The 24,344-nt window shown below is 69.0% G+C and carries 28 protein-coding genes, 1 tRNA gene and 1 pseudogene; 20 read left to right on the top strand and 10 right to left on the bottom strand.

All coding sequences use genetic code 11. The features are described 5' to 3' along the window. Window positions 1–326 (bottom strand): hypothetical protein (locus tag GT354_RS12770; protein WP_202511821.1); only part of this gene is annotated, 326 nt, incomplete at its 3' end. Between the two features lie 115 nt (window positions 327–441). Between GT354_RS12770 and GT354_RS12765 the strand changes: the two genes are divergently transcribed. The 5 genes from GT354_RS12765 (at window position 442) to GT354_RS12750 (ending at window position 4,785) form a co-directional block, all read left to right on the top strand. Then, the gene (locus GT354_RS12765; protein ID WP_161356420.1) at window positions 442–1,398 is read left to right on the top strand and encodes an ABC transporter permease; all 957 of its coding nucleotides are present in this window, start codon (window positions 442–444) and stop codon (window positions 1,396–1,398) included. Then, on the top strand, window positions 1,391–2,275 hold the full coding sequence (locus tag GT354_RS53870) for an ABC transporter permease (protein ID WP_237534682.1): 885 nt from the start codon (window positions 1,391–1,393) through the stop codon (window positions 2,273–2,275). Before GT354_RS12765 ends, GT354_RS53870 begins: the two co-directional genes overlap by 8 nt. Further along, window positions 2,272–3,237: an ABC transporter ATP-binding protein gene (locus GT354_RS53865; RefSeq protein WP_346012002.1), complete on the top strand. Its 966-nt coding sequence runs from the start codon at window positions 2,272–2,274 to the stop codon at window positions 3,235–3,237. The genes GT354_RS53870 and GT354_RS53865 overlap by 4 nt, the downstream gene beginning before the upstream one ends. A gap of 224 nt (window positions 3,238–3,461) precedes the next feature. Continuing rightward, window positions 3,462–4,127 carry an ATP-binding cassette domain-containing protein gene (locus GT354_RS12755; protein ID WP_346012001.1) on the top strand — a complete coding sequence of 222 codons (666 nt, stop codon included), beginning with the start codon at window positions 3,462–3,464 and terminating at the stop codon, window positions 4,125–4,127. Between the two features lie 166 nt (window positions 4,128–4,293). Continuing rightward, the gene (locus GT354_RS12750) at window positions 4,294–4,785 is read left to right on the top strand and encodes a low molecular weight protein-tyrosine-phosphatase (protein ID WP_161356415.1); all 492 of its coding nucleotides are present in this window, start codon (window positions 4,294–4,296) and stop codon (window positions 4,783–4,785) included. Between the two features lie 133 nt (window positions 4,786–4,918). On the opposite strand, the gene GT354_RS12745 is transcribed toward GT354_RS12750, so the two are convergent. Beyond that, a complete protein-coding gene (locus GT354_RS12745) occupies window positions 4,919–6,826 on the bottom strand; it encodes a cellulase family glycosylhydrolase (RefSeq protein ID WP_346012000.1) in 1,908 nt (635 codons plus the stop codon). A 436-nt stretch (window positions 6,827–7,262) separates the two neighbouring features. Here GT354_RS12745 and GT354_RS12740 point away from each other — a divergent pair. Beyond that, window positions 7,263–7,336: transfer RNA gene (locus GT354_RS12740), tRNA-Val, on the top strand. A 780-nt stretch (window positions 7,337–8,116) separates the two neighbouring features. After that, window positions 8,117–9,253, top strand: a complete 1,137-nt coding sequence (locus tag GT354_RS12735; RefSeq protein ID WP_161356413.1) for a Fic family protein — start codon at window positions 8,117–8,119, stop codon at window positions 9,251–9,253. 101 nt (window positions 9,254–9,354) lie between these two features. On the opposite strand, the gene GT354_RS12730 is transcribed toward GT354_RS12735, so the two are convergent. After that, window positions 9,355–10,044 carry a hypothetical protein gene (locus GT354_RS12730; RefSeq protein ID WP_161356412.1) on the bottom strand — a complete coding sequence of 230 codons (690 nt, stop codon included), beginning with the start codon at window positions 10,042–10,044 and terminating at the stop codon, window positions 9,355–9,357. A 214-nt stretch (window positions 10,045–10,258) separates the two neighbouring features. Between GT354_RS12730 and GT354_RS12725 the strand changes: the two genes are divergently transcribed. Together GT354_RS12725 and GT354_RS12720 are read left to right on the top strand one after the other, a co-directional pair. Further along, window positions 10,259–10,534, top strand: a complete 276-nt coding sequence (locus GT354_RS12725; protein ID WP_161356411.1) for a hypothetical protein — start codon at window positions 10,259–10,261, stop codon at window positions 10,532–10,534. After that, window positions 10,531–10,764 carry a hypothetical protein gene (locus GT354_RS12720; RefSeq protein WP_202511820.1) on the top strand — a complete coding sequence of 78 codons (234 nt, stop codon included), beginning with the start codon at window positions 10,531–10,533 and terminating at the stop codon, window positions 10,762–10,764. Before GT354_RS12725 ends, GT354_RS12720 begins: the two co-directional genes overlap by 4 nt. Before the next feature lie 232 nt (window positions 10,765–10,996). Here GT354_RS12720 and GT354_RS12715 read toward each other — a convergent pair whose 3' ends face one another. Further along, window positions 10,997–11,386: a MerR family transcriptional regulator gene (locus tag GT354_RS12715; RefSeq protein WP_161356410.1), complete on the bottom strand. Its 390-nt coding sequence runs from the start codon at window positions 11,384–11,386 to the stop codon at window positions 10,997–10,999. Between the two features lie 140 nt (window positions 11,387–11,526). Here GT354_RS12715 and GT354_RS12710 point away from each other — a divergent pair, with 140 nt between their 5' ends. Both GT354_RS12710 and GT354_RS12705 read left to right on the top strand, forming a co-directional pair. Beyond that, entirely contained in the window at window positions 11,527–12,192 is a 666-nt protein-coding gene (locus GT354_RS12710; protein ID WP_161356409.1) for a class II aldolase/adducin family protein, read from the top strand. Continuing rightward, window positions 12,189–12,629 (top strand): carboxymuconolactone decarboxylase family protein, encoded by a 441-nt coding sequence (locus tag GT354_RS12705; RefSeq protein WP_237534680.1) that lies wholly within the window; start codon window positions 12,189–12,191, stop codon window positions 12,627–12,629. The genes GT354_RS12710 and GT354_RS12705 overlap by 4 nt, the downstream gene beginning before the upstream one ends. Before the next feature lie 539 nt (window positions 12,630–13,168). On the opposite strand, the gene GT354_RS12700 is transcribed toward GT354_RS12705, so the two are convergent. Next, the gene (locus tag GT354_RS12700; RefSeq protein WP_161356408.1) at window positions 13,169–14,086 is read right to left on the bottom strand and encodes a LysR family transcriptional regulator; all 918 of its coding nucleotides are present in this window, start codon (window positions 14,084–14,086) and stop codon (window positions 13,169–13,171) included. Between the two features lie 180 nt (window positions 14,087–14,266). Here GT354_RS12700 and GT354_RS12695 point away from each other — a divergent pair, with 180 nt between their 5' ends. From GT354_RS12695 to GT354_RS12680, 4 genes and pseudogenes are all read left to right on the top strand, one after another. Further along, entirely contained in the window at window positions 14,267–14,899 is a 633-nt protein-coding gene (locus GT354_RS12695) for an NAD(P)-binding domain-containing protein (RefSeq protein WP_161356407.1), read from the top strand. Window positions 14,900–14,989: 90 nt separating this feature from the next. Further along, on the top strand, window positions 14,990–15,925 hold the full coding sequence (locus GT354_RS12690; RefSeq protein WP_161356406.1) for an SDR family oxidoreductase: 936 nt from the start codon (window positions 14,990–14,992) through the stop codon (window positions 15,923–15,925). Between the two features lie 78 nt (window positions 15,926–16,003). Further along, window positions 16,004–16,367, top strand: a pseudogene (locus GT354_RS12685) (NAD(P)-binding domain-containing protein). After that, a complete protein-coding gene (locus tag GT354_RS12680) occupies window positions 16,364–16,744 on the top strand; it encodes a hypothetical protein (RefSeq protein ID WP_202511819.1) in 381 nt (126 codons plus the stop codon). Before GT354_RS12685 ends, GT354_RS12680 begins: the two are co-directional and overlap by 4 nt. Here the strand turns inward: GT354_RS12680 and GT354_RS12675 are convergent. The 3 genes from GT354_RS12675 to GT354_RS12665 all read right to left on the bottom strand — a co-directional run bounded on the left by GT354_RS12675 (window position 16,703) and on the right by GT354_RS12665 (window position 17,613). Then, complete coding sequence (locus tag GT354_RS12675) at window positions 16,703–17,059, bottom strand: hypothetical protein (RefSeq protein ID WP_161356405.1); 357 nt, start codon at window positions 17,057–17,059, stop codon at window positions 16,703–16,705. The two genes, GT354_RS12680 and GT354_RS12675, sit on opposite strands and share 42 nt — an antisense overlap. A 168-nt stretch (window positions 17,060–17,227) precedes the next feature. Then, window positions 17,228–17,407, bottom strand: a complete 180-nt coding sequence (locus GT354_RS12670) for a hypothetical protein (RefSeq protein ID WP_161356404.1) — start codon at window positions 17,405–17,407, stop codon at window positions 17,228–17,230. Between the two features lie 5 nt (window positions 17,408–17,412). Beyond that, on the bottom strand, window positions 17,413–17,613 hold the full coding sequence (locus GT354_RS12665; protein WP_161356403.1) for a hypothetical protein: 201 nt from the start codon (window positions 17,611–17,613) through the stop codon (window positions 17,413–17,415). A gap of 173 nt (window positions 17,614–17,786) precedes the next feature. On the opposite strand from GT354_RS12665, the gene GT354_RS12660 reads away from it, so the two are divergent. From GT354_RS12660 to GT354_RS53860, 3 genes are all read left to right on the top strand, one after another. After that, complete coding sequence (locus GT354_RS12660) at window positions 17,787–19,121, top strand: helix-turn-helix transcriptional regulator (RefSeq protein ID WP_161356402.1); 1,335 nt, start codon at window positions 17,787–17,789, stop codon at window positions 19,119–19,121. After that, complete coding sequence (locus GT354_RS12655) at window positions 19,118–19,669, top strand: flavoprotein (protein WP_161356401.1); 552 nt, start codon at window positions 19,118–19,120, stop codon at window positions 19,667–19,669. The genes GT354_RS12660 and GT354_RS12655 overlap by 4 nt, the downstream gene beginning before the upstream one ends. A gap of 217 nt (window positions 19,670–19,886) precedes the next feature. Continuing rightward, on the top strand, window positions 19,887–20,108 hold the full coding sequence (locus tag GT354_RS53860) for a hypothetical protein (protein ID WP_346011999.1): 222 nt from the start codon (window positions 19,887–19,889) through the stop codon (window positions 20,106–20,108). A 39-nt stretch (window positions 20,109–20,147) separates the two neighbouring features. Here GT354_RS53860 and GT354_RS12645 read toward each other — a convergent pair whose 3' ends face one another. After that, window positions 20,148–20,735: a hypothetical protein gene (locus GT354_RS12645; RefSeq protein WP_161356400.1), complete on the bottom strand. Its 588-nt coding sequence runs from the start codon at window positions 20,733–20,735 to the stop codon at window positions 20,148–20,150. Window positions 20,736–21,909: 1,174 nt separating this feature from the next. Beyond that, complete coding sequence (locus GT354_RS12640; RefSeq protein ID WP_161356399.1) at window positions 21,910–22,554, bottom strand: PaaI family thioesterase; 645 nt, start codon at window positions 22,552–22,554, stop codon at window positions 21,910–21,912. A 560-nt stretch (window positions 22,555–23,114) separates the two neighbouring features. Here GT354_RS12640 and GT354_RS12635 point away from each other — a divergent pair. Continuing rightward, window positions 23,115–23,285 carry a hydrophobic protein gene (locus GT354_RS12635; protein WP_161356398.1) on the top strand — a complete coding sequence of 57 codons (171 nt, stop codon included), beginning with the start codon at window positions 23,115–23,117 and terminating at the stop codon, window positions 23,283–23,285. 652 nt (window positions 23,286–23,937) lie between these two features. Continuing rightward, on the top strand, window positions 23,938–24,344 hold a 407-nt coding region (locus tag GT354_RS12630; RefSeq protein WP_161356397.1), incomplete at its 3' end, for a sigma-70 family RNA polymerase sigma factor.

The raw sequence follows: 24,344 nt of genomic DNA, 5'->3' as shown, positions 1-24,344 counted from the left end.
GGCGCGTCGGGGTCGACGGGCTCGGGTTCGGGTGGCGCGTCGGGGTCGACGGGCTCGGGTTCGGGTGGCGCGTCGGGGTCGACGGGCTCGGGTTCGGGTGGCAAATCGGGGTCGATGGGCGCCGGTTCGGGTGGCAAGTCGGGGTCGATGGGCTCGGGTTCGGGAGCGGGCGTGGCTTCGGGGTCGGGTGTGGCTTCGGGGGAGGAGGAGTCGGGCGCGGTTTTCGGGTCGGCGGGGTCGGGTTCGGCTTCCGGGTCGGGTTTGGCCTCGGGGTCGGCGGGGTCGGCGGGGTCGGGTGCCGCTTCAGGGGCGGAGGAGTCGGGCACGGCCTTCGGGTCGGCGAGGTCGGGCGCGGGTTCGGGGGCTGCCGCTCGGGCGATGTGGGCGCGGCTGCCCGGGGTTCGGTGGGCGTCGCGGCCTCGGGTTCGAGGGTTGTTCGTGATGGTGGCGCGGCGGCTCGCGTTCGCGCCGGTGGTGCTGCTCGCCGTGACGTTCTCGGTTTTCGCGCTCGGCGCGGCCTCGCCGTTCGACCCGGTTCGGCAGTATGCCGGGGACGCGGCGTTCAACGCGTCGAAGGAGAATCTCGACCAGATCCGGGCCAACTTCGACGTGGACAGGCCGTTCGTCGCGCAGTGGTGGTCGTGGCTCACTCATGCGGTGACCGGTGACCTCGGCGCGTCGCGGTCGATGCGGATGCCGGTGGGCGACGTGATCGGTGAACGGCTCGGCTGGACCGTGCTGTTGGTGTCGGTCGCGTTCGTGGTCACGGTGATGCTCGGCGTGTTGCTGGGGGTGCTCGCGGCTCGGCGAGCGGGTGGGGTGCTCGACCGGTGTGTCACCGGGGCGATGTACACCCTGGAGGCCGCGCCGGTGTTCTGGCTCGCGCTCGGCGCGGTGTGGTTGTGCGCGCTGCGGTTTCGATGGTTGCCCGCGGGCGGGCTGACCGACACCTCCGCCTCGGTGGTGACGGCGGGTCAGGTCGGTACGCATCTGGTGTTGCCCGCAGCGGTGCTCGCGATTTCGCAGTTGCCGTGGTTCGTGTTGTTCGTCCGGCAGTCGCTGTTGGCCGCGTTGGCCGAGGATCACGTGATCGGCGCCCGCGGGCGGGGACTTCGCGAACGGACTGTGCTGCTCGGGCACGCGTTGCGGTCGGCGCTGCTGCCGTTCCTGACGCTGCTCGGGTCGCGGGTGCCGGAATTGATCACGGGGGCCCTGCTGGTGGAGACGGTGTTCTCGTGGCCCGGTGTCGCGGCGGCGACCGTACAGGCGGCGATGGCGGTGGACTTCCCGTTGATGACGGGTCTGACCGTGCTCGCGACGGTCGCGGTGTTGCTCGGCAATCTCGCGGCCGACGTGCTGTACGGGTTGGCCGATCCGAGGGTGGCGCTCGATGGGTGACGTGGTGTTGCGGCCGGTGCGGCCGGTGCGGCGCCGGCTCGTGTCGGTGTCGGCGGCCGCACGATGGCGGCTGTGGGCATCGGTCGCGGTGGCGGGGGCGGTGGTGCTCGCAGTGGTGTTCGTACCGCTGTTCGCGCAACTCGACCAGACGATCGTGCACTTGGACGACCGGTTGCTCGGGCCTTCGTGGGCCCACCCGTTGGGCACGGACGAGATGGGTCGCGACACGCTCGTGCGCTGTGTGTACGGCATGCGGGTGTCACTCATGGTCGGCGTGGTCGCGGCCGTCGTGTCGACCGTGATCGGGACGGTGGTCGGCGCCACTGCCGGCGCCCTGGGCGGGTGGACGGACCGCGTCCTCGCACGGATCGTGGACGTCATCGCGTCGGTACCGCATCTACTGCTCGGGATCATCCTGGTCGCATTGTTCCGACCCGGCCCGGTCGCGGTGATCGTGTCGGTGGGGCTGACCCACTGGCTGTCCACGGCGCGGATCGTGCGGGCCGAGGTGATGTCGCTGCGGGCTCGGCCGTTCGTGGACGCGGCCGTCGCGGGCGGGGCCTCGCGACTGCGGGTGACGGTACGGCACTTCGTCCCGAACGTCGCGCCGCAGGCGGCGTTGGCGGCGGTGCTCGCCGTACCGCACGCGATCTGGCACGAGTCGGCGTTGTCGTTCCTCGGCCTCGGAATGCCACCGCATCTGGCGAGTCTGGGCACGATGATCGAGGACGGCCGACAGGCCCTGCTGACGGGCCATTGGTGGCCTGCGTTCTCGCCCGGCGTGTTCATCGTGGTCCCGACGCTTGCGATCGCCGGGCTGGCCGGGTTCTGGCGGGACCGCATCGACCCGCGTGCACGACCGGAGTTGCACCTGTGAGCGCCGCCGGGTCGCTGGTCGTCGACGGACTCACCGTGCGCTTTCGACTGCCGAGGGCCGAGGCGGAGGTGCGGGCGGTGAGTGACGTCTCGTTCTCGCTCGCGGCCGGGGAGTGCCTGGCCTTGGTCGGCGAGAGCGGCTGCGGTAAATCGGTGATGGCGGCGGCGTTGCTCGGCTTGCTGCCGGCGAACGCTTGGATCGGCGGCAGGGCGACGCTGATCGACGACGACGACGCCGAGCTGGAGTTGGTCGGCGCGGCGGAGGGCGTGCTCGCGAGGGAGGTGCGGGGGCGGCGGATCGGGCTCGTGCCCCAGAGTCCGGCCGCGCATCTGACCCCGGTGCGTACCGTGCGCTCGCAACTGGAGGAAACGGTAAGGGAGTTGCTGCGGTCGGAGCGGGCCCAGGTGCGGACGATCGCCGAGGGCGTGGCCGAGCGGGCGGCGTATCCGGTCGACCATCTGGACCGGTATCCGCATGAGCTGTCCGGCGGGCTCGCCCAGCGCGCGGCGGTTGCGCTCGCGTTGGTGGGTGATCCGTGGCTGATCGTCGCGGACGAGCCGACGACGGGCCTGGACCGGGCATTGGTCGAGCGAACGGCGGACGAACTGCGCCGACTCGCGGACGCGGGACACGCGGTTCTGCTGGTCACGCACGACTTGGCGGCCGCGGAACGGATCGCGGATCGGGTCGCGGTGATGTATGCCGGGCGAATCGTCGAAGTGGCGCCGGCTGCGGTCTTCTTCGGGGACGGCCCGCGACACCCCTACGCGCGAGGGCTGCTCGCCGCTTTGCCCGAGCGGGAGTTCGTGCCGATACCGGGAATGCCGCCCGAGTTGACGGCCCTGCCGCAGGGCTGCGTGTTCGCAGCGCGGTGTGGGTCGGCGTCGACGGAGTGCACGAAGCTTCCGGTTTTGGTGGACGGGGTGGCTTGTCATCATCCGGAGGGGGTCGGCTGTGGTTGAGGTGGTGGTGGGGTTGTTGTTGGTCGTGGGGTTGTCGGTGTTTGCTTGTGATTGAGGTCGTGGTGGGGTTGTCGGTGGGGATGGCTCGTGCTTGAGGTCGTGGTGGGGTTGTTCGTGGTGGGGTTGTCGGTCGGGTTTGCTCGTGCTTGAGGTCGTGGTGGGGTCGATTCCGGCTGGGGTGTTGGTGGGGTTGGTTGTGCTTGGGTCGGCGTCGGAGTCCGGCTGTGGTTGAGGTTTCGTCGGGGTTGCGGGCGAGCGGGATCGTCGCGGGATACGACCGGCGTTCCCCGATCGTGCGGGACGCCTCTCTGGTGGTCGAGCCGGGCGCGGCGGTGGGGATGCTTGGGCCCAGCGGGTGCGGCAAGTCGACGCTGGCTCGGGTGCTGGCGCTGTTGCACATGCCGTACGCGGGGAGCGTGAGCGTCGACGGCGAGCGGGTCGTGCGGTGGCGGTTCGGCGCGCCGCGCGAGGTGCGTACGCGGGTGGGCGTGCTGTTCCAGCAGCCGCGGTTGTCCGTCGATCCGCGGCTGCGACTGCGGGATGTGATCGCGGAACCGCTCCGGGCGACGGGGCGTGCGGGTGACGTGGGCGAGCGGGTGCCGGGACTGGCCGAGGAGGTTGGGCTGACCCCGGAACTGCTGGGCCGCCGGCCGCACGAGGTGAGTGACGGGCAGCTCCAACGAGCCTGCCTGGCCCGGGCTTTGGTGCTGCGGCCGAGGTATCTGGTGTGCGACGAGATGACGTCGATGTTGGACGCGTCCACGACGGCTGCGCTGGTGGGAGTGGTGGAGCGGTACCGGCGAGACGAAGGTGCCGGGCTGTTGGCGGTGAGCCATGATCCGCTGCTGTTGGGGCGATGGTGTGATCGGGTGATCGATTATCCGGGGTGAGGGCTCCGGAGGGTCTGGACCGGCGAGTGGTTGTCGGCGGTGTTGATGGGTGCCTGCGGGAGCCGGCGGGAGTCGGCGGTTGATGTTGGGTGTTGGCGGTCGGCTGCGGTTTGTGGTGGCTGTGGGGGCGACTGGGGATCGGTCCGGGATTGGTGATGGAGGGTTCATGGGCGAGCCGTATCGGGTCACGTTTGTCTGTACCGGAAACATCTGTCGGTCGCCGATGGCCGAGTGGATCCTTCGGCGGTATGTCGAGGACGCGGGCCTGACCGGCTCGGTGGAGGTGGACAGTTCCGGCACGGAGGGGTGGCATCGGGGCAGGCCGGCCGATGCCCGGACGGACGCCACGTTGCGGCGGGCCGGCTACGACACCGGGCACTCGGCCCGGCGGTTCGAGGCGCGCTGGTTCGCCACGTACGACTTGATCGTCGCGCTGGATGCGGGGCACCTGCGGGAGTTGCGGCGGTTGGCGCCCGATGACGGGGCGCGGGCGAAGGTCCGGCTGTTGCGCGAGTTCGATCCGGCGGCCGGTGACGAACTCGATGTGCCGGACCCCTATTACGGCGAGGCCGAAGGGTTCGAGCAGGTGCGGGAGTTGATCGAGGCGGCCGCTTCCGGGATGGTCGCGGAGATTCGACGGGGGTTGGCGGGGCGCTGAGTTGGGCGGGGCTGGGGGAGTCAGGTCGGCTCGGCCCGTGTCGGGGTTCGACGCGGGCCGAGCCGGTTGCGCACGTGGTCGGTGCGTGGCGTTCGGCGCTCGGGAGTGGTGTCTGTTTCGCGCGGTGCTCGGGTCAGGTCAGGTGTTTGCAGAGCAGGGCGTCGGGGGTTTTGCGGGAGCCGATCCTGCCGGTGTAGGCGACGCCTGCCGCGTATTCGTCGGCGTTGCATTGGCCCTTGTAGTTGCCGTACGCGAATTCACCGCCTGCCGACGGCGTGCCGGTCGGACGGTTGTCGCCGCGGTCGAACCATAGAGTGCGGGCCTGGGTACCGAGTCCGGGGCGGCCCTGGGCGCACAGGACGGCCGACACGGCCGCGCCGCGGACGCTGTAGCCGGTCATGAATCGGCCGGTGGGGCATTCGAGCTTGGTATAGCCGGTCGCCCAGTCGCCCTGTACGTACGACTCGTCGTGAACGACCGTGTAGGCGAGGTTGGTTGTCGCGAGATCGCCGGTGCCGATGTTCGTGCACAGGCCGCGGTTGCCGGTGTGTGACAGGCCGACGACGCGCTGGCCGTCGGGGCATACGGCCTTGCGGGCGCCGGCGTCCCAGTCGGACTGCGCGCGCATGCGCACGGACGCGATGGCGTCGGCATGGTCCAGGTCGAGCATGTTCCAACGCGCGGGTGCGGTGATGGGGCCGGTACGGCTCGGTGCGTTGATCAGGTGGTTCCAGGCGGCGGCGCGCCAGTCGGTCGGGTCGTCGAGGATGCCGCTGCGGGTACCGGTGGGGTCGTAGCGCAGGAGCGCCCACGAGTCGCCCTGGCCATTGCCCTTCCAGCCGAGCAAGGGCCAGTAGGCGAAGTCGAGATCGCGCGAGACGAGATAATCGGTGAACGTGGCGAACCACGAGCGGGCGACCGGGTCGGTCTCCTCGGCACCGGTGCCGAACTCGCTGATCCACACGGGTGCGGTGTGGTGTTGGCCGTCAGTGGTGACGAACGACGCCGATCGGTCGAGCTCCGCGAAGAGTTGATCGCGCGTCAGGTCCTGGTAGCGCGGGTCGTGGGTCTCGCCGAGACCGTACGCGCCGCTGTGGTTGGGGCCGGTGTAACCATAGAAGTGCGCCGAGTAGACGAGCTTGTTCGGATCGACGAGGGTGTGCGACAACGTGCGGACAGGGGTGAGGGTCGGGCGGCCGTGTGGCAGGCCGTCCAGGGGGATACCCGTCCAGTTGATGCCCTCGATGATGATCAGCAGATCGGGGTCGGCCTCGGCCAGGATGCGGTTGCCGGCTTCGAGGGAGGCGGCATACCAGTCGTGGTTGTCGCCCCACCCCCAGTTCGGGTCGTCGGTGATGTTGCGGCGTACCTCGTTGTACAGATCCGCGCCGACCACGCGCTTGTCGGCCTTGTAGCGATTGGCCATGGTGAGCCAGTCGGCCACCCATTCACCCGTGCTGCGTGAGGTGTTCCAGCGCTCGTTGCCGTCGATGCCGCAACACCAACGGGTCGTACCGGTGTGGTTGTTCAGTACGACCGCGAAGCCGTCACCGGTGAGGGCGGCTACCACGGCGTCGAAGACCTGGAGCGGAGTCTTGCCTCGGAGTTGGGGATTGGCGGCGACCGCCGTGTCGGGGACGGGGGTGGTGCCGTGCACCATCTCGTTCGAGAACGGCAGCCGAATGCTGTTGATACCGGTCGCGTGAAATCCGGCGAGGATCGCGGGCAGGGTCGCGCGGTCGAGGCCGAGGGGGATGCCGTTGGCGTTCTCGCCGCTGTGGTGGTCGGCCGGCGAGCTGATGTCGCCGGAGCCGCTCCATGTCCCCTGCGCCCCCGCCCAGTTCGCGGACACGAGCTTGAAGCGGGCTCCGGTGGCATCGACGATCCAGCGACCTCGGGTGGCGAGCGGGGGCGTCCATGAGGCTCTGGTGGCAACGGAGTTGAGGGCGGTGGTGGTACTGGTGGGAGCGGCCGTGCCTGGGGGAGCGGCCAGGACGGCGGTTGCCGCTGCCAAGGCGAGCGTGGTCGACAAGGCGTGCACGGTGCGAAGTGAGCGGGAGCCGGATCGGCGCCGGGAGGACTCGACGGATGTGTGAATGCGGAAGTGTGTGCGGTTCATGGGACCTGCCTCGGGTGTCCGGGCTGCGACTTCGGGGGCGACGGATCGGGGGATGTTTCCCACCGCACCACCCGCACCACCCGTACTGCGCCGACACCGGGGTCGGGCCTCAACCGCAACGAGTACGGCGATCCGCCTGTGGCGTCGCACCCCTTGACCGCATCGGCCCTCACACGCCACGTGAGCCCGAAGACAAGGCGATGCTCCCGGCCCCGCCCCAAAGCACAGCCACCACAGCCAGGCCGACGCACCCGACGACCCCGGCCAAACCCGTACCCGAGCGAGTGACGCGACCGTCCCCACGACCCGGAGGGACAGAAGAGGCCCAGACGTTGGGTAAGCTGTCCTCTCACGTCCGGGGCGCATAGCTCAGTTGGTTAGAGCACTGCTCTTACAAAGCAGGGGTCGACAGTTCGAGTCTGTCTGTGCCCACCCTGTCTGACCTGCATGTTTACACAACTCAGGCGCCCATCTAACCGGATGGGCGCCCGTTTTGTTTCCGACTGGGGCCGTATTGGGGCCGGGACAATGTGGTGCCCGCGCTTTCTTGCTGTCGCTTTCGCGTACGAACGTGCCTGTAGGGCGTCTGCGGCCACGCCCGCTGGCCGAATCCACGACATCGTGAGACGGCGTGGTGGTTCCGAGGCTGACCCCCCGTCCGGCCCCGTTCTACCTGTCGCCGATGTTCGCAAGCTCGGCTGCGCGACAGCATGGGCGTGGAGCAAGGATTGCGATCCTCGGTCGCCCCAAAGGACGACCGCCACGAGGGCTTCGAGATCCTGTCCGACGCGGCCGACCCGTTGCGATCTCGGCCACCCCGAAGGGTGACCGCCGCACCTGTTCACCGCGCAGCCGGCTACGGTCTCCGCGTTGCGATCGGCCACTCCGAATGGCGACCGCCACGTGACGCTTTTGGCGCACGGCGCACGTGTCCGCCGTTGTAGCGGCCGTCCTGCGGGGTGGTCGAGGATCGCAACCAGATGTCCGGGTTCTGGAGCAGGTCGGTTGTGACGTGGCGGCCGCTTTTCGGCGCGGCCGAGGGTCGCAACATCGTGTCGACGAAGCCGGGCACCGTCAGGACCCGTCGGCGGGCCTGCGCGATGTGGCCGCTGCCGACAGCGAACCGATCGAGGGATTCCGCCGGCCGCGCGGTTGCTGCGCCGGTTGTGGCTACCACTTGCCAGAATGTCTGGATGATGGTGTCATTAAGTCATGCTGTTTCGTGTGCCTCGCCTGGACGACCGTGACGCGCGCGCTCTTCAGGAGATTGAGGAGATGCGTACCCGACTACGTCACATGCTGCGCCCGGAACTACGCTGGTCGGGGCAATTGCGCCGTAACCTCACCGCTCGGGCGATCGCCGGCTCGAACACGATCGAGGGCTACGCCGCGTCCGTCGACGACGTCGAGGCCCTGTTGTCGGGCGAGGAGCCCCTCGACGCCACGGAAGAAACGCGCGCGGAGGTCGAGGGATACCAGCGCGCCATGACGTACATCCAGGGACTCTCCGACGCGGGCGAGGACTTTCGCTACGACACCGGGCTCTTGAACGGCCTGCACTTCATGATGCAGGGCCATCACGTGACCAAACGTCCGGGGCGATGGCGAAAGGGCCCCGTCTACGTGACCTCCCCGGAAGACCCCGCCGTCGCGGCCTACACCGCGCCCGAACCCGCCCGGGTCCCCGCCCTGATGGGGGAACTGGTGACGTGGCTCAACGAGGGCGACATCGAGGCCCCCGTGCATGTGCGCGCTTCCATGGCACACCTGAACCTTGTGAGCATCCATCCCTGGCCCGACGGCAACGGCCGCATGTCACGAGCTCTGTCCACCCTGGTGTTCTCCCGGGAGGCGCTCATGCCGGCAGAGTTCTCCTCCATTGAGGAATGGCTGGGATATGGACAGAACACTTACGCTTACTACGGAGTCCTCCAACAGGTCGGCGGCCCATCCTGGGACCCCTCCCGTGACGCCCACGCCTGGATCCGTTTCTGCCTGGGAGCCCACCATCGCCAAGCCCAGATGGCCGGCAGGCGCGTGGACCTGTACGCCCGGATCTGGCGTGAACTCACCGAACTCGCCGAGCAGGCGGGTCTCGACGAACGCGTCGCGTTCGCCCTGATGCCCGCCGCGTTCGGGACGAAAGTCCGCCGGCCCGTATACCAACACGACGCCGACATCAGCGAGCAATCCGCCGTGCGAGACCTGCGAGAACTGGTGGCCCAGGGCTGGCTGGAACCACACGGCAAGGCCCGAGCCAGGCACTACACAGCCGCACGCCGCATGGCACCGATCCTCGAGAACGTCACCAGGACCATGCCGGCCTACAACGACCCCTACGGCCGCTGAGCCACGCCTTCAGGCTCCGCGCTGCTGCACCAATCGACGGCTTCAACTGGGGCCGTATTGGGGCCGGAAGACATCGGCAACGTCCGTAAGACGAGGCAAGATCAGGTGTCGGCGTCGTCTTGTCTGCCGTGCGCCACCGCGTGGTTCAGGGCGAACGCGGCCCCCGCATACGTTTTTCCGCCGCCCGTGGGGACGTGCAACCGGTAGATCCCAGGCTCGCCGAGAGCTGCCTCGAGACAACGCCGGTAGATGTCCTCGCGGGCGTCGTTCAACGGTGAGGAGGGTGAGTTGGCGATTTTGGCCAGGCGACGCTCCTCGAAGCGGGTCGCCAACTCCTTCATGTCCGCGTCCTCGCGGATCACGCGGGCCGTCGGCCGAAAGTGCGAGCCGGCGTCGAGCCGGTCGGCGTCGACGACACAACTGAACAGCATCCTCACCAGCAACTCATGTGCCACCGGATCGGTTCGGCCCAACGCCATCGCCTCCGGCATGGTGATGGGCTTCTGGGGGGTGATCTCCGGGACTCGGGCGGCGACTCTTGCGATCACCTCGTTGCGATCCCCGGGGTTCTTGATCATCGCCTTGATCCGGGCCCGTAGCTTCTCGCCGTGCGCGAGCCTCGCATGGTGGCCGTCCACCGGACCCGCGAGGAACCACGCCGGCAAGTGCCGCGTTGCCGGCAGCGTGCCCTCGTTCCGGTGCGGGGGACGCTCGACCCGCATCCCGGTCCGGACCTCTCCCAGCAGGCCGTCTCGCCACGCGCATTGGCCCTTGCCGACATCATGAACCAAGCCTTGGTACTCCGGGCCCGGCCGCTGCTTGGTCGCCGCAGCCGGGTCCGCTCCGCTCCTGCGGCCGCCGGGTCAGGCCGGAACCGGGCAACCGGATCCTCCACCCCACGACGGTGGCGGTGGCGCCTGGAGCCGCGGGGCGCACACCGGGTCGCGTACTCCACCCGAGTGCGCCGGCTACCGGACACCGGTGGCGCGGTGCCACGCTGTCGGAATGGCAGCCACGTTCACCACCACCCTCGCCAACGGGCAGACGATCGAGTACCCCGCCTCCATCACCGGCATCCGCGCCGCCCTCCCCGAGGAATCCCGAGAGAAGTTCGACGAGGAGGTCGGCACCGCCCACGCACGTGACCTCCTGCTCATCCTCCACCGCTGGGCCCTGCTCCCGACCCCCGCATGGGACGAGGACGTCGAGAAGGTCGAGGCCCTCCGTGAAGAGGAACGCCAGGTACTTCAGGCCCGCGCACGAGAGGCCGATCCCGGATGAGCTACGCAGTGCACTACAGCCCCGACTGCGAGAAGGTCCGCTCGCAGCTCTCCTCCTCCGACCGCAGCTCGCTCGACAGCGGCGTGTCCGCGATCGCCCGTGACCCCTATGGGCGCGGTACGTCCGAGATGCGCGGGCGGGACCACCGGCAGGCGTCCGCAGGCAAGTTCATCGTCGTCTATCAGGTGTCGGCCGGGTTGATGTTCGTCACCGTCGTCCGCATCGTGTGATCCGTTCGGTGGCCCGGCCCCGCGATGCGGGTATGGATCGCCGGGCCGCCACCCGCCGTTGACTCGGGCACGGGTGTGCGCATGTCTTCCACGGCAGTCGCTGGAGAGCCCGTTTGCGGTTGACGCCGCGCCGCACCGCACGGCGGGTTCGGGAGGAGGTCGGTGGGAAAAGGGCCGGCCTCACGAGCCGGTACCTCGCCCGGCGGTCCACCGCACGGTCTTGCGGGCCGGACTACGGCGGGGTCGGGGCGGATGTCTCCCAGGCGGCCATCTGCTTCCGGAATTTGGTGCAGCCGACGATGTCCTCCTCACCGCACTGCAGGGCGTGGACCAGGAGCTGGTGGGCGTGGTCGAGGTCGATCATCCGCTGCTCGACCTCGACGATCTTGGCGCGGATCATCGCCTGCCTGCGCGGTTGGTCCTCCTGGAACTCGCTGATCTCCGCCAGGGTCAGCCCCGCCTGCTGGCACTTGCGCAGCACCACGATCCGCTGCGCGGCCTCCGGCGGGTAGCGCCGCTGCCCGCTCTGGCGCTCGGGTGCGGGCAGCAGGCCATGGCGTTCCCAGAAGCGGATGGCCGACGCCGGTACTCCGGTGATCTCTGCGAGCTGTCCGATGGTCATGCGCACGTGATCGCTCCTGCCGTTCCCGCTCGGTTCCGGCCGTCGGCCGCTTGACTTGAACCTGAGTTTAAGTTGAAGAGTGGGACGCGCGAGTACGGCGGCGATCGAGAGCCGCCGGCAGCGGACTTCGGAGGTGCCGGATGGCAACCACACAGGCGGCGAACGAGCGGGCGAACGAGCTGGTTGCGGCGGCGGAGGCGCTCTTCACGGCGGGGGTGATGTCCCACTCGGGGCATGCCAACCTCAGCGCCCGGCTCGACGCCGAGAGCTTCCTGCTGACGCCGGGATTCGTTCGCGGGCTCCGCCCCGGAGACCTCGCGACCGTCAGCCTCGACGGGCGGGTCCTGGAAGGGGAACTACGGTCGGTCAGCGCCGAGATCATCGCCATGCACAGCGCCGTCTACCGCGCCCGCCCGCACGTGGGCGCCGTCATCCACACCCACTCGCCCTCCGCGACGGCCTTCGCCGTCGCGCACCGGCCGCTGCCGTGCCGGACCGAGCCGATGCTGCGCTTCGGACAGCCCGAGGAAGTCCCGGTGGTGCCGTGGGGGCCGCGCGGGTCCGACATATCCGTCCGGGGCATCGTCGACGTCCTGGAGCGGCGCCCCACGACCTCGGCGGCCCTGCTGGCCAACCACGGACTGATCGTGTTCGGCCCGGATTCGGCGGCGACCGCCCACCTGGTGGTGGCCATCGAGGAGAGCGCCGAGGCGGAGATCGCGGCGGCGGCGATCGGCGGGGCCGTGGATTTCCCCGAGGGCGCGCTCGCCGCCGTACGCGTCTCGATCGCCCGGGTCGCATCATGACCGACGACGCGATGACAGTCGCGGCGACGGCCGACGACACGACGACCGATGACGCCTTCGCCCGGCGCACCGAGGCCGTGCGCGCCCGCTACCAATCCACCCTCGGAGACGTTCCGGGCGGCGTGCAGGACCGGCTGCGCCTGGCGCGGGACTTCGGCCGGCTCCCCACCGAAGAGGCACTCGCGGCGCTGCGGCACATCGTGCTGACCGACAATCCGCTGGGCGCTCGCGTGCAACAGCTTGTCCACTACGGGCAACTCCTGTCCCTCGGCCGGGAACACCCCGCCAGGATTCATGCCCGGGGCGCGCTCCACGCGGGCGCCACCGTCGCCGACCTCATCGGAGTCGCCGAGACCGCCCTCATCACCTCGGGCGTCCCGGCGTACGCCTTGGGAACGGAGATCGTCATCGACCTCCTGGCGACCACCGCCCTCTGACGTCCCTCGTGCCGACGCGGCCGGTCGGCGCGGGTCCCGGATGCCGTCGATGACGCGAACGCCCCTTCACATCGGGGCTGCCCGGACTACGAACGAGGAGGAGGGGTCATCCGGTCACGCGGCGCCGTCGTCGAGCACGACAACCCCCACGTCGCCTTGCGGTGCGTCTCCTTCTCGCGATCGCAGGGGAGCGTACGCCCGACCGCCCGTACCGGTACGTCTGCCCCTCGCTTGCCGGGGCACGCGAATCCCGCTTGAGACCTGCGGCTGGAACCCGCCGTCGGGTTCTGGATCCCAAGGACCGACTCCCGACGCCACGAACGGCAGACCGTCGGTGGACGGCTCCGTTCCGACGACGGGGCGATCAGCCGACTTGAGCCGCGTCCGCAGCACGTACTTCCCGTCGGTCTCACGTGCTTCGGGCCCTCGGGCAACTGCCGGTCGAAGAACGGAACTGTCTCAGAGGTCAGCCGCAACAGCACCACTCCGTCAGGCTGTTCAACTCTTCAGCGCATGATGAACGGGGTCGGTCGAACTGCTCAAGCGTGCCTTGTGACGGCATCGCCTCCAAGCTGCCACATCTCGTAGTTTCCACACTCTGCCGTGACCTCGGCCGTCGACTGAGCCGCAGTGACGAAGTCGGCCACCACCGGCGAGCTGTGCGATGCCGCCACCGCGAGGCACACCTGGTCGGGCGCCAGTTCCGGGATGGGCACATAGACGACGTCCGGATGCGAGTAGAACACGGACGCCGAACGGGCCAGGAAGGAGATGCCCCGCCCGGCCGCGACATGCTCGAGCGTCTCGTCCACCCCACGCACCGGGTACCCGGCATCAGGGTGCGGGCGCTTGGTGGGCTGCGTGCTCGGGTCACCGTGCCACACCAGCGGTTCGCCGGCCAGGTCGGCCTCGGTGACCTCCTCCTTGCCGGCAAACCGGTGTCCGGCGGGCAGTACCGCTACCCGCGGTTCGGTGTAGAGCGGGGTGACGCGCAGGCCGGCCGCGTCGATGGGCAGCCGCACGTAGCCGACGTCGACGCGGCCGTCGAGCAGCATCGCAGCCTGCTCGTCCCCTTCGATCCGCTGCACGTCCACGACCACGTCCGGGTGCCGGCCCTCGAACGCCCGCGCCGCCGGGGTGACCGGGATGCCGGCCCGAAAACCGACCATCAGCCGCCGCTTGCCGCCGGCGGCCGCGGACACCCGGCGGCGGACCGCGTGGGTCGAGGCGAGCAGCGGACCGGCGTCGGCCAGCAGTTGCCGGCCCGCGTCCGTCAGCTCTACGCCGTGGCGATCCCTGGTGAACAGCGAGGCGCCGAGATCCCGCTCAAGGGCGCGGATCTGTCGGCTGAGCACCGGCTGCGCGATATGGAGCTCATCGGCGGCGCGGCCGAAATGCAGCCGGTCGGCCAGGGTGACGAAGTAACGCAGTTTGCGCAGATCCAGATCCGGATCCATGGCGCCTCCCGGCCGGTGATGCCTTCAGGGTATCACCACAGTTTGAAAAGGTCTTGGACACCCAATCAGACCCGATGGCAGCCTGAGAGCAGGTACTTAAAGGCGCCGAAGTGAATTCGACCCAAGGATTCGACATCGGAAATCGAAAACAGGGTCCAAGCCCGGAAAGCAGGAACACCGATGAGCGGCATCAGCATTATCGGACTGGGAAACATGGCCCGTGCTTTGGCCGGCCGGGCGCTCGCCGGCGGTAACGCCGTCGAGATCATCGGCCGTGACCCGGCCAAGGCCAAGGAGTTGGCCGCCACGCTCGGTGGCGCCACGGTCGGGACGGCCGGGGTGGCCCCGGCCGGGGACATCGTTGTCCTGGCCGCGCCGTACGCCGGCGCGGCGGCGGCGGTGAGGGAGTACGGGGACGCGCTGCGCGGCAAGGTCATCGTCGACATCACCAACCCCGTAGCCCCCGACCTGCGGGGCTTCGTCGTTCCCGACGGCAGTTCCGGCGCACAGGAGATCGCCAAGGCGGCTCCCGACGACGCGCATGTCGTCAAGGCGTTCAACACTGTGTTCTCCCACGTTCTGGCGGCCGGCCCGGCCGAGGGCCGCCCCCTGGACGTGTTCATCGCCGGCGACGACGCGCAGGCGAAGGCACGCGTGTCGGCGTTCGTCGAGAGCCTGGGGCTGCGCCCCTGGGACACCGGGGAGCTGTCCATGGCGCGGGCATTGGAGAACGTCGGCCTGCTGGAGTTGGGCCTCATGAACCACTCCGTCAAGCACGCCGATTTCTCCCTCGGCATCACCCTTCTCGGTTGAGCACCCCCTACCACTGCCTCTCGTGCCGTATTACGCCAGTTCACGTACGGCATGAAAAGACCCTGCACCTACCCTCACAAGGACAGTCGGATGCGCATTTTCGTCGCTGGGGGGACCGGCCATTCCGGTTCGTACATCATTCCCGAGCTCATCGCCGCCGGGCACGAGGTCACCGGCCTGGCCCGATCGGACGCGGCCGCGGCGGCCGTGTCCGCGCTCGGCGCGAAGGTGCGTCGCGGCGACCTCCAGGATCTCGACGGGCTCAAGGAGGCAGCCGCGGACTCCGACGGCGTCATCCACGTCGCGCACCGGCAGGATCTGCTTCCCACCGGCGGGCTCGACGCCGTGGCCGCCGCGGAGCTCCCGATCGTGCTCGCGTACGGCGAGGCACTCGCGGGAACCGGAAAGCCGCTGGTCACGGCGGGAAGCATGGGCTCGCCCGGCAACCTGGAGCGGCCGGCCACCGAGGAGGACCCGGCCCTCCCCGCCGGCGACGAGCACAAGGGCACCCTGCGGGTCCGCAACGTCGTGGAAAGGGCCGTTGTCGACCTCGCCGAGCGGGGGGTGCGGTCTTCGGTCGTGCGGATCGCCAACATCGCGCACAGCACGACCGACCGTGCCGGCTTCCTCCCCACGCTGATCGCGCTCGCGAAGGAAAAGGGATTCGTCGGCTACCACGGCAACGGCGCGAACCTGTGGAACGCCGTGCACATCCGCGATGCCGCCACCGTGTTCCGCTTGGCGCTGGAGAAGGGGCCTGCCGGCAGATACTGGCACGCGGTCGAGGACGGGGGTATCCCATTCCGCGACATCGCCGAGGCCATCGCCGGCCGCCTGGGCCTGCCCGCCGTGAGCGTTCCCAACGATGCCCTGATGACGCCGGGGTACTTCGGGTTCCTCACGAATATCGTCACGCAGAGCTACCCGGCGTCCAACCTCATCACCCGCCGGACCCTCGGCTGGGAACCCGCCCGGCCCGGCCTGCTCGCCGATCTGGACAACGGCCATTACTTTCCCGCCGGCTGACGACCGGAACTCGGATCGTAACGAGCCCGGCAACCGGCAAGTTCGGCTCTTCCGAGGGACGTTGAGACTGTGACGACTGTGGGATTCATCGGAAGCGGAAGCATCGGCAGGACCATCGCGCGACTCGCTGTCGGGGCCGGGCACCAGGTGGTGCTCAGCAACTCGCGCGGTCCCGAAACGCTCGTGGACACGGCCGCGGAACTGGGGCCGCGGGCGTCCGGCGGCCGACCGCTCCTACCTGCCGATCGCCGGTGACTCCGCACCGGCGAAGACGGCGGTGACCGAATTCATCGACTCCATCGGCTACCACGTGGTGGACGCGGGAACACTGGCCGACAGCGGGCGGCAGGCGACGGGCACGCCGGTGTGGGGAACACCAGCGGCCCGCCCGGCGCGCGTTGGAACGGGACGAGCGGCACGAGGTAGGCGAACGCCGCTGTGAACGCGTCCCGGCGGTCGGCGACGTCGCCGCGCTCCTCGACGTCGCCGCACTCCTGGACGTTGCCGCTCTCCTCGACGTCGCGAGTGGCGCCCGGCGCCCGCGTGCAGTGCGAACAGATCGAACTCCTCGACCCGGACGGCCGGACCAGCCACCTCGTCGCCCGTTACACCCGGCGCCTGCAACCCGCGGCCGGTCGGCATGCGGTGGCCGACACGTCGGTTCGCACGGCCGGTCCCGGTGAGGCCGGGGTGCTGGGTGTTGCCATCGGGTCGGTCCTCCTGGTGGTGCGGGTCGTCAGGTTCGCGCGGGACGGACGGCCTGCGGCGGTCGAGGAGTTACTGCCGCCTGCGGATCGATGGCTGGTGCGGCTGGGCTGAGTTGGCGGTGGTCCATGCGCGGTCGCCCTCGGCGGCGTCGGCGCCGGGGAGTCCTTCCGCTCGCGCGATGGCCCGCCCGATCGCCGCCCGCCGTGACGCGACAACGCGGTCGTTCGCGGCGTTGACCTCGGCCAGGACGTCGACGCGCAGGTTCTGGTCCATGGTCTTGAACAGCTCGGCGATCAGCGCGGGCACGTTGGCCCGGTGGACCCGCAGCGTCTCGAACTTGATGTCGCCGTCCGGCGTCTTGTAGCGGGCGACGATGAGGTCCTGTGCGTAGCTGAATTCGGTGAGCTGCCAGTCGGGTTGGGGCACGATCTCTCCTCCTGTGCAATGTTCGGGGGCGGGGCGGGGCGGGGCGGGGCCGGTGCCGCCGTCTGGACGGTGCGGGACAGACGTCCAGTGGTCGGGCTCCCTGCCGACCCCGCCTGTTCGTGGGCCTCGCCCGGCCGGCGTCGGGGGTACCGCCGACCGGGAGAGGGGCTATGCGGTGGCGTCGAGCCAGCGGACCAGTTCGGCGCACGCGGCGATGTGCTGCTCGGCCTCGTCGCGGGTCGGATGCACGTAGGCGAGGGCGCCGACGCGCGGGAGCCGGAGGATGAACGGCCGGTCGGACTCGACGTCCAGGCTCGCCGTCATCAAGGGCCGCTCGGTGGGCTGCATCACGGTCAGCCGCCCGAGTTCGACGGGCGGCCGACGCCGGCGGGGACGGGGTACAGGAGGTAGTGCCGGATCTCGTGCTGGAGTGCGACGAGTTCGTCGTGCGTCACGTCCGCCGCAGGGCGGCCGGGAATCGCGACCCGGATCGGGTGGTGCGGGTTGCCGGACTGGCCGACGTGGATCCGGTCGGGGGGTTGCATCGCCGACATGTCCGCTCCTTCGGTTGCCTCGCTCTGCACACCACCAGCGAACCGCGTGACAAGGCCCTGCGCGAGGCCGGACCCACGGCCGGAGTCGAGGACGTTCATCCGGCCATTTCCAGGTCCTCACAGCCCTCGACGGCCTACCGTGAAGGCCCGATCCGACCTTCGAAGGACGTTTTGTGCGGCCCTACACGCCAGGCAATCCCGCCCTCGTAGCCGCACGCCACGCCAAGGGGTGGCACTCGCAGGAGGAGTTCGCGGAAGCCTTCGACCTGGGCGCACAACGACTCGGTGAGCGAGTAGCCGTCTCGCCACGGCAGGTACGCCGCTGGGAATCCGCCAAACCCGGTTGGCCGCATCCGCCCGCGAGGCGCGTGCTCGCCGCCCTGTTCGAAACCCCGGTCGAGCGGCTCGGCTTCGTCCCGCCGAGCGTCGTTCTCCCGGACGAGGCCGAGGCCGCCGCACCCGACGATGGAGCGATGAACAGAAGGTCGTTCCTCGCCTCGCCCGTAGCCGTTTCCATCGCGCCGCCGCGCCTGCCGCGCAGCCCCGGCGAACTCCTCACCGAACCACCCCGGGACCCGCTCGACGCCGTCCGCGCCCAGCTTGCGGCTCACGGTGGGCCCGTCATGCCGGCGGACGAGTTGCTCCGTGCCGCACGATCCGCCAAGGGTCACGTACAGGCATGCCGCTACGGTGTCCTGCTCGCCGGGCTTCCAGGTCTCCTTGCCGCAGTGCGCGGCACTCAGAACCACACCGACGACCCTCGCGTCCAGCACGCCGCCGTCGCCGCCTACCACGTGGCTGCGAGTCTGCTTCTGAAACGCCGCGACGCGGCGTCTGCCTGGATCGCGGCTGACCGCGCCGCCCGGGCCGCCCACATACTCGACGACCCCGCCGCGACCGGAAGCGCCGCGCGCATCGTCGTCCACGCCATGGGAGCCGTCGGCCACCACCGCCAAGCCGTCCTACACGGAGCCGACATGGCCCACGACCTGACCCGCCACCTGCGCAAGGACACGCCCGAGCTTGTCTCCGTATTCGGCGCGCTCCTGCTGCGCGCGGCCTGGGCAGCGGCCGAGACAGGTCAGGCCGCCACAGCGGCGGCCCTACTCGCCGACGCCGAACAGGCCGCCGCCATGCTCTCCGGCGACGGCAACCACGGATGGACCGCGTTCGGCCCCACCAACGTCGCCGTTCACCGCGTATCCCTCGCCCTGACCCTGGGCAACGCGGGACACGCGGTCGAGGCTGCCCGCGGCGTCGACGTGGCCGGCCTGGAAGTGGCCGAGCGGCGCGCGGTGTTCTGGCTCGACGTCGCCCGCGCGCTCGCCGCCTGCGGACGCACCGAGCAGGCCGGCGTCGCGCTCCTCACGGCGGAGGAACAGGCGCCCGAGGAGATCCACTCCCGGACGATCGCACGCAACCTCACCTGCGAACTCGTGCGACGTGACGAGTACGGTCGACTCCCGGAACTCCGTTCCCTGGCCGTCCGATCGGGAGTGCCCCTGTGAGTGATCGAACCCTGTACCTGGTCGTGTGTGCCGCGGGGCCGGCACCACACGTCGAGATTCTCGTCCGAGCGGCGATCGACCAGGACTGGGACGTATGCACGATCGCGACGCCGGCGGCACGAGACGGCGGGTTCGTCGACGTCGCCGCGATCGAAGCGGCGACCGGGCGACCGATCCGGCATCGCTACCGGCGTACGGACGAGCCCGGCCGGTGGCCCAAGGCGGACGCGATCGCGGTCGCGCCGATGACGATGAACACCGTTACCAAGTGGGCGGATGGACATGCGGACACCTACGCCCTGGGGGTCCTGACCGAGGCGATCGGGCTCGGTCTGCCCATCGCCGCGCTGCCGTTCTGGAATGCCGCTCAGGCCGCACATCCGGCCGTCGACCGGGCGGTCGAGACCCTGCGCGGATGCGGGGTCCGGGTCCTGTACGGCGACGAAGGATTCCGCCCGCACCCGGCTGGTACGGGCGGCAGCCGCATCCCGACCTACCCGTGGCGCCTGGTGCTCGACGCCTTGGACGGGCGCGCCATCGGCGCGTAATCCGCCCGAGTGCGCCGGCTACCGGACACCGGCAGTTCGGTGCCGCTCTGGGCGGCGTGCCCATCACCCACGTCCGCGGAAGCGCCATCACCCTTCCCGACACCCTCGACGGCATGCGGGCCGCGCTCCCCGAGGAACGCCGCGCCGAGTTCGTTCGCATTTCATGATGCAGGGCCACCACGTGACCAAACGCCCAGGGCGGTGACGGAAGGGCCCCGTGTACGTCACCTCTCCGGAAGACCCTGCTGTCGCGGCCTACACCGTGCCCGAACCCGCTCGGGTCCCCGCCCTGATGGGGAAGCTGGTGACGTGGCTCAACGAGGCCGACATCGACGCGCCTGTGCACGTTCGGGCCTCCATGGCACATCTGAACCTCGTGAGCATCCACCCCGGCCCGACGGCAACGGTCGCATGTCACGCGCTCTGTCCACCCTGGTGATTTCCCGGGAGGCGCTCGTGCCCGCGGAGTTCACCTCCATCACCGACGCCGGTAACCGAGTACTGCCTGAGATGCCAGTACAAGAATGGCAGTTGCTGCTACGGCCCCGGTAACACTCCACGTCGTTGCGACGAGCGAACCTTGCAGCGGAGCTTCGCTACTCAGTCGCATGGAACTTTCGACGACAGCCACGAACGGAACCAACAGCCGAGCGGCCAGGCGGTATGGTCCGTGTACCGAAGCATTTCCGGCCCATCCCAGAATCGGCCCCAGCAAACAAGCAAACACCCACCAGGTCACGGTCAGCGACCAGAAATCACCCCAGGCAAAATACGTCGTCTGCCCGGTGTGGTCGCTGATGTCTAATTTCTCGAAATGCCCCTGGTTCGCTTTCGTCAGGTAGTAGGCGAGCACAGCAACGACGAGCGAGACTACTGCCGCGCCTGCGGATTGCATTTTCGACGTGCCCAGCATTCCAACGGAAAAGGCTAGAGCAGCCCAACTCCACCCGACGCTCAAAACTATATGTACGACATGTCCCGCCTGTCCGCCGCTCGAGACCAACGACGGGCCGAGGATTCCGACGATCGTGCCGGTGACCACGGCGGAGATGGGCGCGAGAAGCATAGGACGCACGGAAGTACCACCTTATGGGAGTCGGTTTCGGGCACAAGGAGCGACGCGGTGACGGGTTACTTGTTTCGCGCGGACCGGAGGGGTCAGGATGCCGACATCAGGCTTCCCGGTCGGTGATGCAACTCCGGGGACGGGGACGGCCGTTCATTGCCTTTGTTCACTCGTCACGGGCTACTGTCTGCATCGTCCGGAAGAAGACACGACGCCACGCTTCGAGCCTCCTGCAGAGCAGGTGAATTCCTCCCGTGCGAAACGGGAGATCGAAGCTGGGGAACCGGCCCGTCGTACGGCGCGGTGGTGCCCGACCGCAGTCGGTGCACGGCACACCCGTGCGGTGGCGGGATCAGATCGAACGCCGACCGGACGGCGGCATCAGGCATGAGAGTCTCCAGGCCCGGTGCCGAGTCGGCGGCGGGGGAACGGGCAGGAGGACATCCTTGCCCGAAGTCCGTTGGCGGGGGCGTGGTTTTCCGAACCCGGGTCGGGCGTGTGTCGGCTCTCGTTGCGGCTCTTCGCGCCGGCGCGACGAAACTGGGCCCTGTGGTGACCACCTGGCGGATGCCCGGGATCGCGTGAACGAACTGTCGGGCTTGAGGGCCGGTACCCCGTAGGTGCCCGGGTTGTGCAGTACGGGATCGCGGGTGTCGGCAGCGGGACGGGTTTCCGACGGACCCGAACAGTTGCTTTTCTTGTTTCTCCCACTGCACCGTCCATTGTGGTTGCGGCTAATGGGGAAGAATTCTACCCTCGGCCGGTCGTCGGCTCCGGGGAAGCACGCATCCACGATCTTGGGCAGAATCGGAAGACGTTTCGGGTTCCCTCGCGTAGAAGGGGGCCCGAGGTATTCCGTTCGGAATCGGGGCGAGGAGGCTTCGTGGCCGACCCGAGCGGGTTGCGGTGCAACTCGTGTTTTTTCAGGCGCCCTTTCTCTCGAGGCTGCCGTCTATGGGTTTCGTGAGTGGGCCGGGTTGGGGTGGGCGGCCAAACCTGGGACTCCGCACGCGTGCCCGCGTTGAGTTCTTGATTGCATGGGGGCTGGGGCTGCGGTTGTGGCTGCCTTCGGGTTGCGTTCGTTGACGATCGGCAAGGCGCCGGCTTGAGCGAGTGCGCGCGACTTTTCAGGTCGACGTCCCGAGGGGACCCCGTGGCGATTGTGACGCCGTTGTCAATGAGCTTCCGGTTGGATCGCTTCCGATGCGGGGCGGATGAATACTCCGTCGGCCTCGACGGTGACACCTTCGGGGTCCGAGATGGTGGCCGCGACGAACACTTTTCGTCCTTCTTCGTGCGTGATGCGTGCTTCGAGGCGTAGCGGGCCCAGTGGAGTTCCCCGTCGGTACCGGGTGGTCAAGGTGCCCGTGAATATCGTGCCCCGTGAGGCACTGGCCGTCTCTCCCATCAGGTGGTCGAGCAGCATTGCGGAGACGCCGCCGTGGACCAGACCGGGGGGACCTTCGTAGGCGGCGCCGAGGTGGACTTCGGCATGGAATACGCCGCCGGGATTCCGTATCAGTCGCAACGGGGGAGCGATGGCGTTGGCCAGTCCGATCACCGCGTTGCCCCAAGACCAGGAGGTGGGAGCGGAGTTGTGCCGGATACTTGCCGGCCCGGGAAGTTGGTTGGCCCGCAGCAGGGTCACCAAGTCGGCCAAGTCTGCTTGTGCGGAAAGGAGTTGCTCGTTGGGGACGGTGGTCCGGATCGTCGCGTCGACGAGGTCGCGAACCGTGTCCGCCAGGGAGCCGAGGACGGCCGCGCGACGGTCCACCTCGTCGGCGGGGGTGTCGTCTTGGATGAAGTCGTCAATGGTCATTTCTGTCGGCCCGTAGTGGTAGGGGACGGGGGAAATCCGCGGCCTTCGACAAGGTCGCCGTCGGAGGGTGAGGTCCTTGTGCCACGCGTTGGTCCGCTCCACTATCCCCGACGCCGTGTCCCCGCCGGCTTCGACGATGACGCCGCCGGAGTGGTGAGCGACCCGATCGGGTGTTTCGACCCGAGTTGTCGGGTTCAGATGGTCTGTTTCGATGCGATCTGTTTCGGTGCGCGTGGGTCTGACGCGCACAGGTCGTGGTGGTGTGAACCGCGATCTCGTGTCGACAGCACGCCGACGGGCCCCCGCGCGTCATGGCGCCCGCGCTCCCACCAGGGGAACGCTCCTGGGAACCTGCGGTTTGATGGGCCTCGCACGAACGGGCCGCTGCCGGGGTGGGGGCAGCCTCGCATCCTTCACCTCCCGCGTCGTGCGCGGGGCAGGAGCGCGACGACTTCGCGGGAACGGCGTCAGCGTTTCTCCGGGAAAGCCACCGGTAAACAACCATCTTTGCCGGCATGCACCCGAGGCGACGGGGCACAAGCGGGTCGGAGGTAAAAACAATGATTCCCCTGCTGGTAGTCCTGCTTCTCGCTCTGATTCTCTTCGGTGCCGGTTTCGCTTTGAAGATTCTGTGGTGGGTCGCCGTTGTCGTCCTGATCGTGTGGGCGCTCGGGTTCGTATTCCGCTCGGCCGGTAGTGGTGGCGGCCGTGGCCGCTGGTACCGCTGGTAGAGCCATCGGGCGGCGGTGTATCACTGAATGGGTCGTGGTCTCACTCGGAAGATCCGAGTGGGGCCACGACCCGTTTCGACGTTCCCGCAGAAGCTCCGAAATCACCTTTTGGGTGCGAGACGTCCTTTTCCGGCCATGAATTCCCATTGTGAGGGCAGGCTTCGAACACGGCCGGGGCCGTCGTGATCCCGCAGGGAATCTGCACCTCCACACGGCGACCCCGGCCTCCGGCGTTCCGGGAGCGCCGCCCACCGCCGTCGCCGACACCTCTCTCCTGGTTGTCTCCTGGTGTTCGAGCCCGAACAGGTCCCGAGCATCGTCCACAAAGGGATGAGGGGGATGGTTCTGCAGACGCGGTGGCGCTGGGGGGCGAGGCCGGCCGGTGAGGATGTATCGCAGGGACGTGCGGAGGGGAGCCGTGTGACGGTTGTCGCCGGGTCGCCGCGCCGTTGGTGAAGCGTGTGTACGGGTTCGGGAGTGGTCGGAGCATGTGGCGTCCGGGGGCGCCGGCGTTGGAGTGCGATTCGCTGTGGTGCTCGTCGGCCACCCCGTACGAGGCCGCTGCGGCACCGGCTCGTCCTGACGTGTGTAGAAGCCGGCGCATGGGGCAGGCTGCCCCTGCCCACACCCGACAAACACCAAGGACGCCCACATGACCTTCAGCGCCGCGATAGCGTCCCCGACCACCGACCCCGGCACGATCGAGACCGAACTTCCCAGGATCGATCACCCGGAGTCGGTCACCGCGAGTGACGCGCGGGCGATGTCGAAGACGTTGTTCGCCCGACTGAAGGTGTTGGAGGAGGGCACGCACGAGTACCAGTACGTGCGCAACACGCTCATCGAACTCAACATCCCCCTGGTGCGGTTCGTCGTGGGCCGCTTCCGCGCGCGCCCGGAGACCACCGAGGAGATGGTCCAGGTCGGCACGATCGGCCTGATCAAGGCCATCGACCGCTTCGACTCCGCCTACGGCGCCGAGTTCCCCACCTTCGCCATCCCGACCATCTCCGGCGAGATCAAGCGTTTCTTCCGCGACACGTCCTGGGCCGTCCACGT

Origin of the sequence: Streptomyces sp. SID3343 (assembly GCF_009865215.1) — a bacterium.
Classification (GTDB): domain Bacteria; phylum Actinomycetota; class Actinomycetes; order Streptomycetales; family Streptomycetaceae; genus Embleya.
This window is presented reverse-complemented; position numbering and strand designations above follow the sequence as displayed.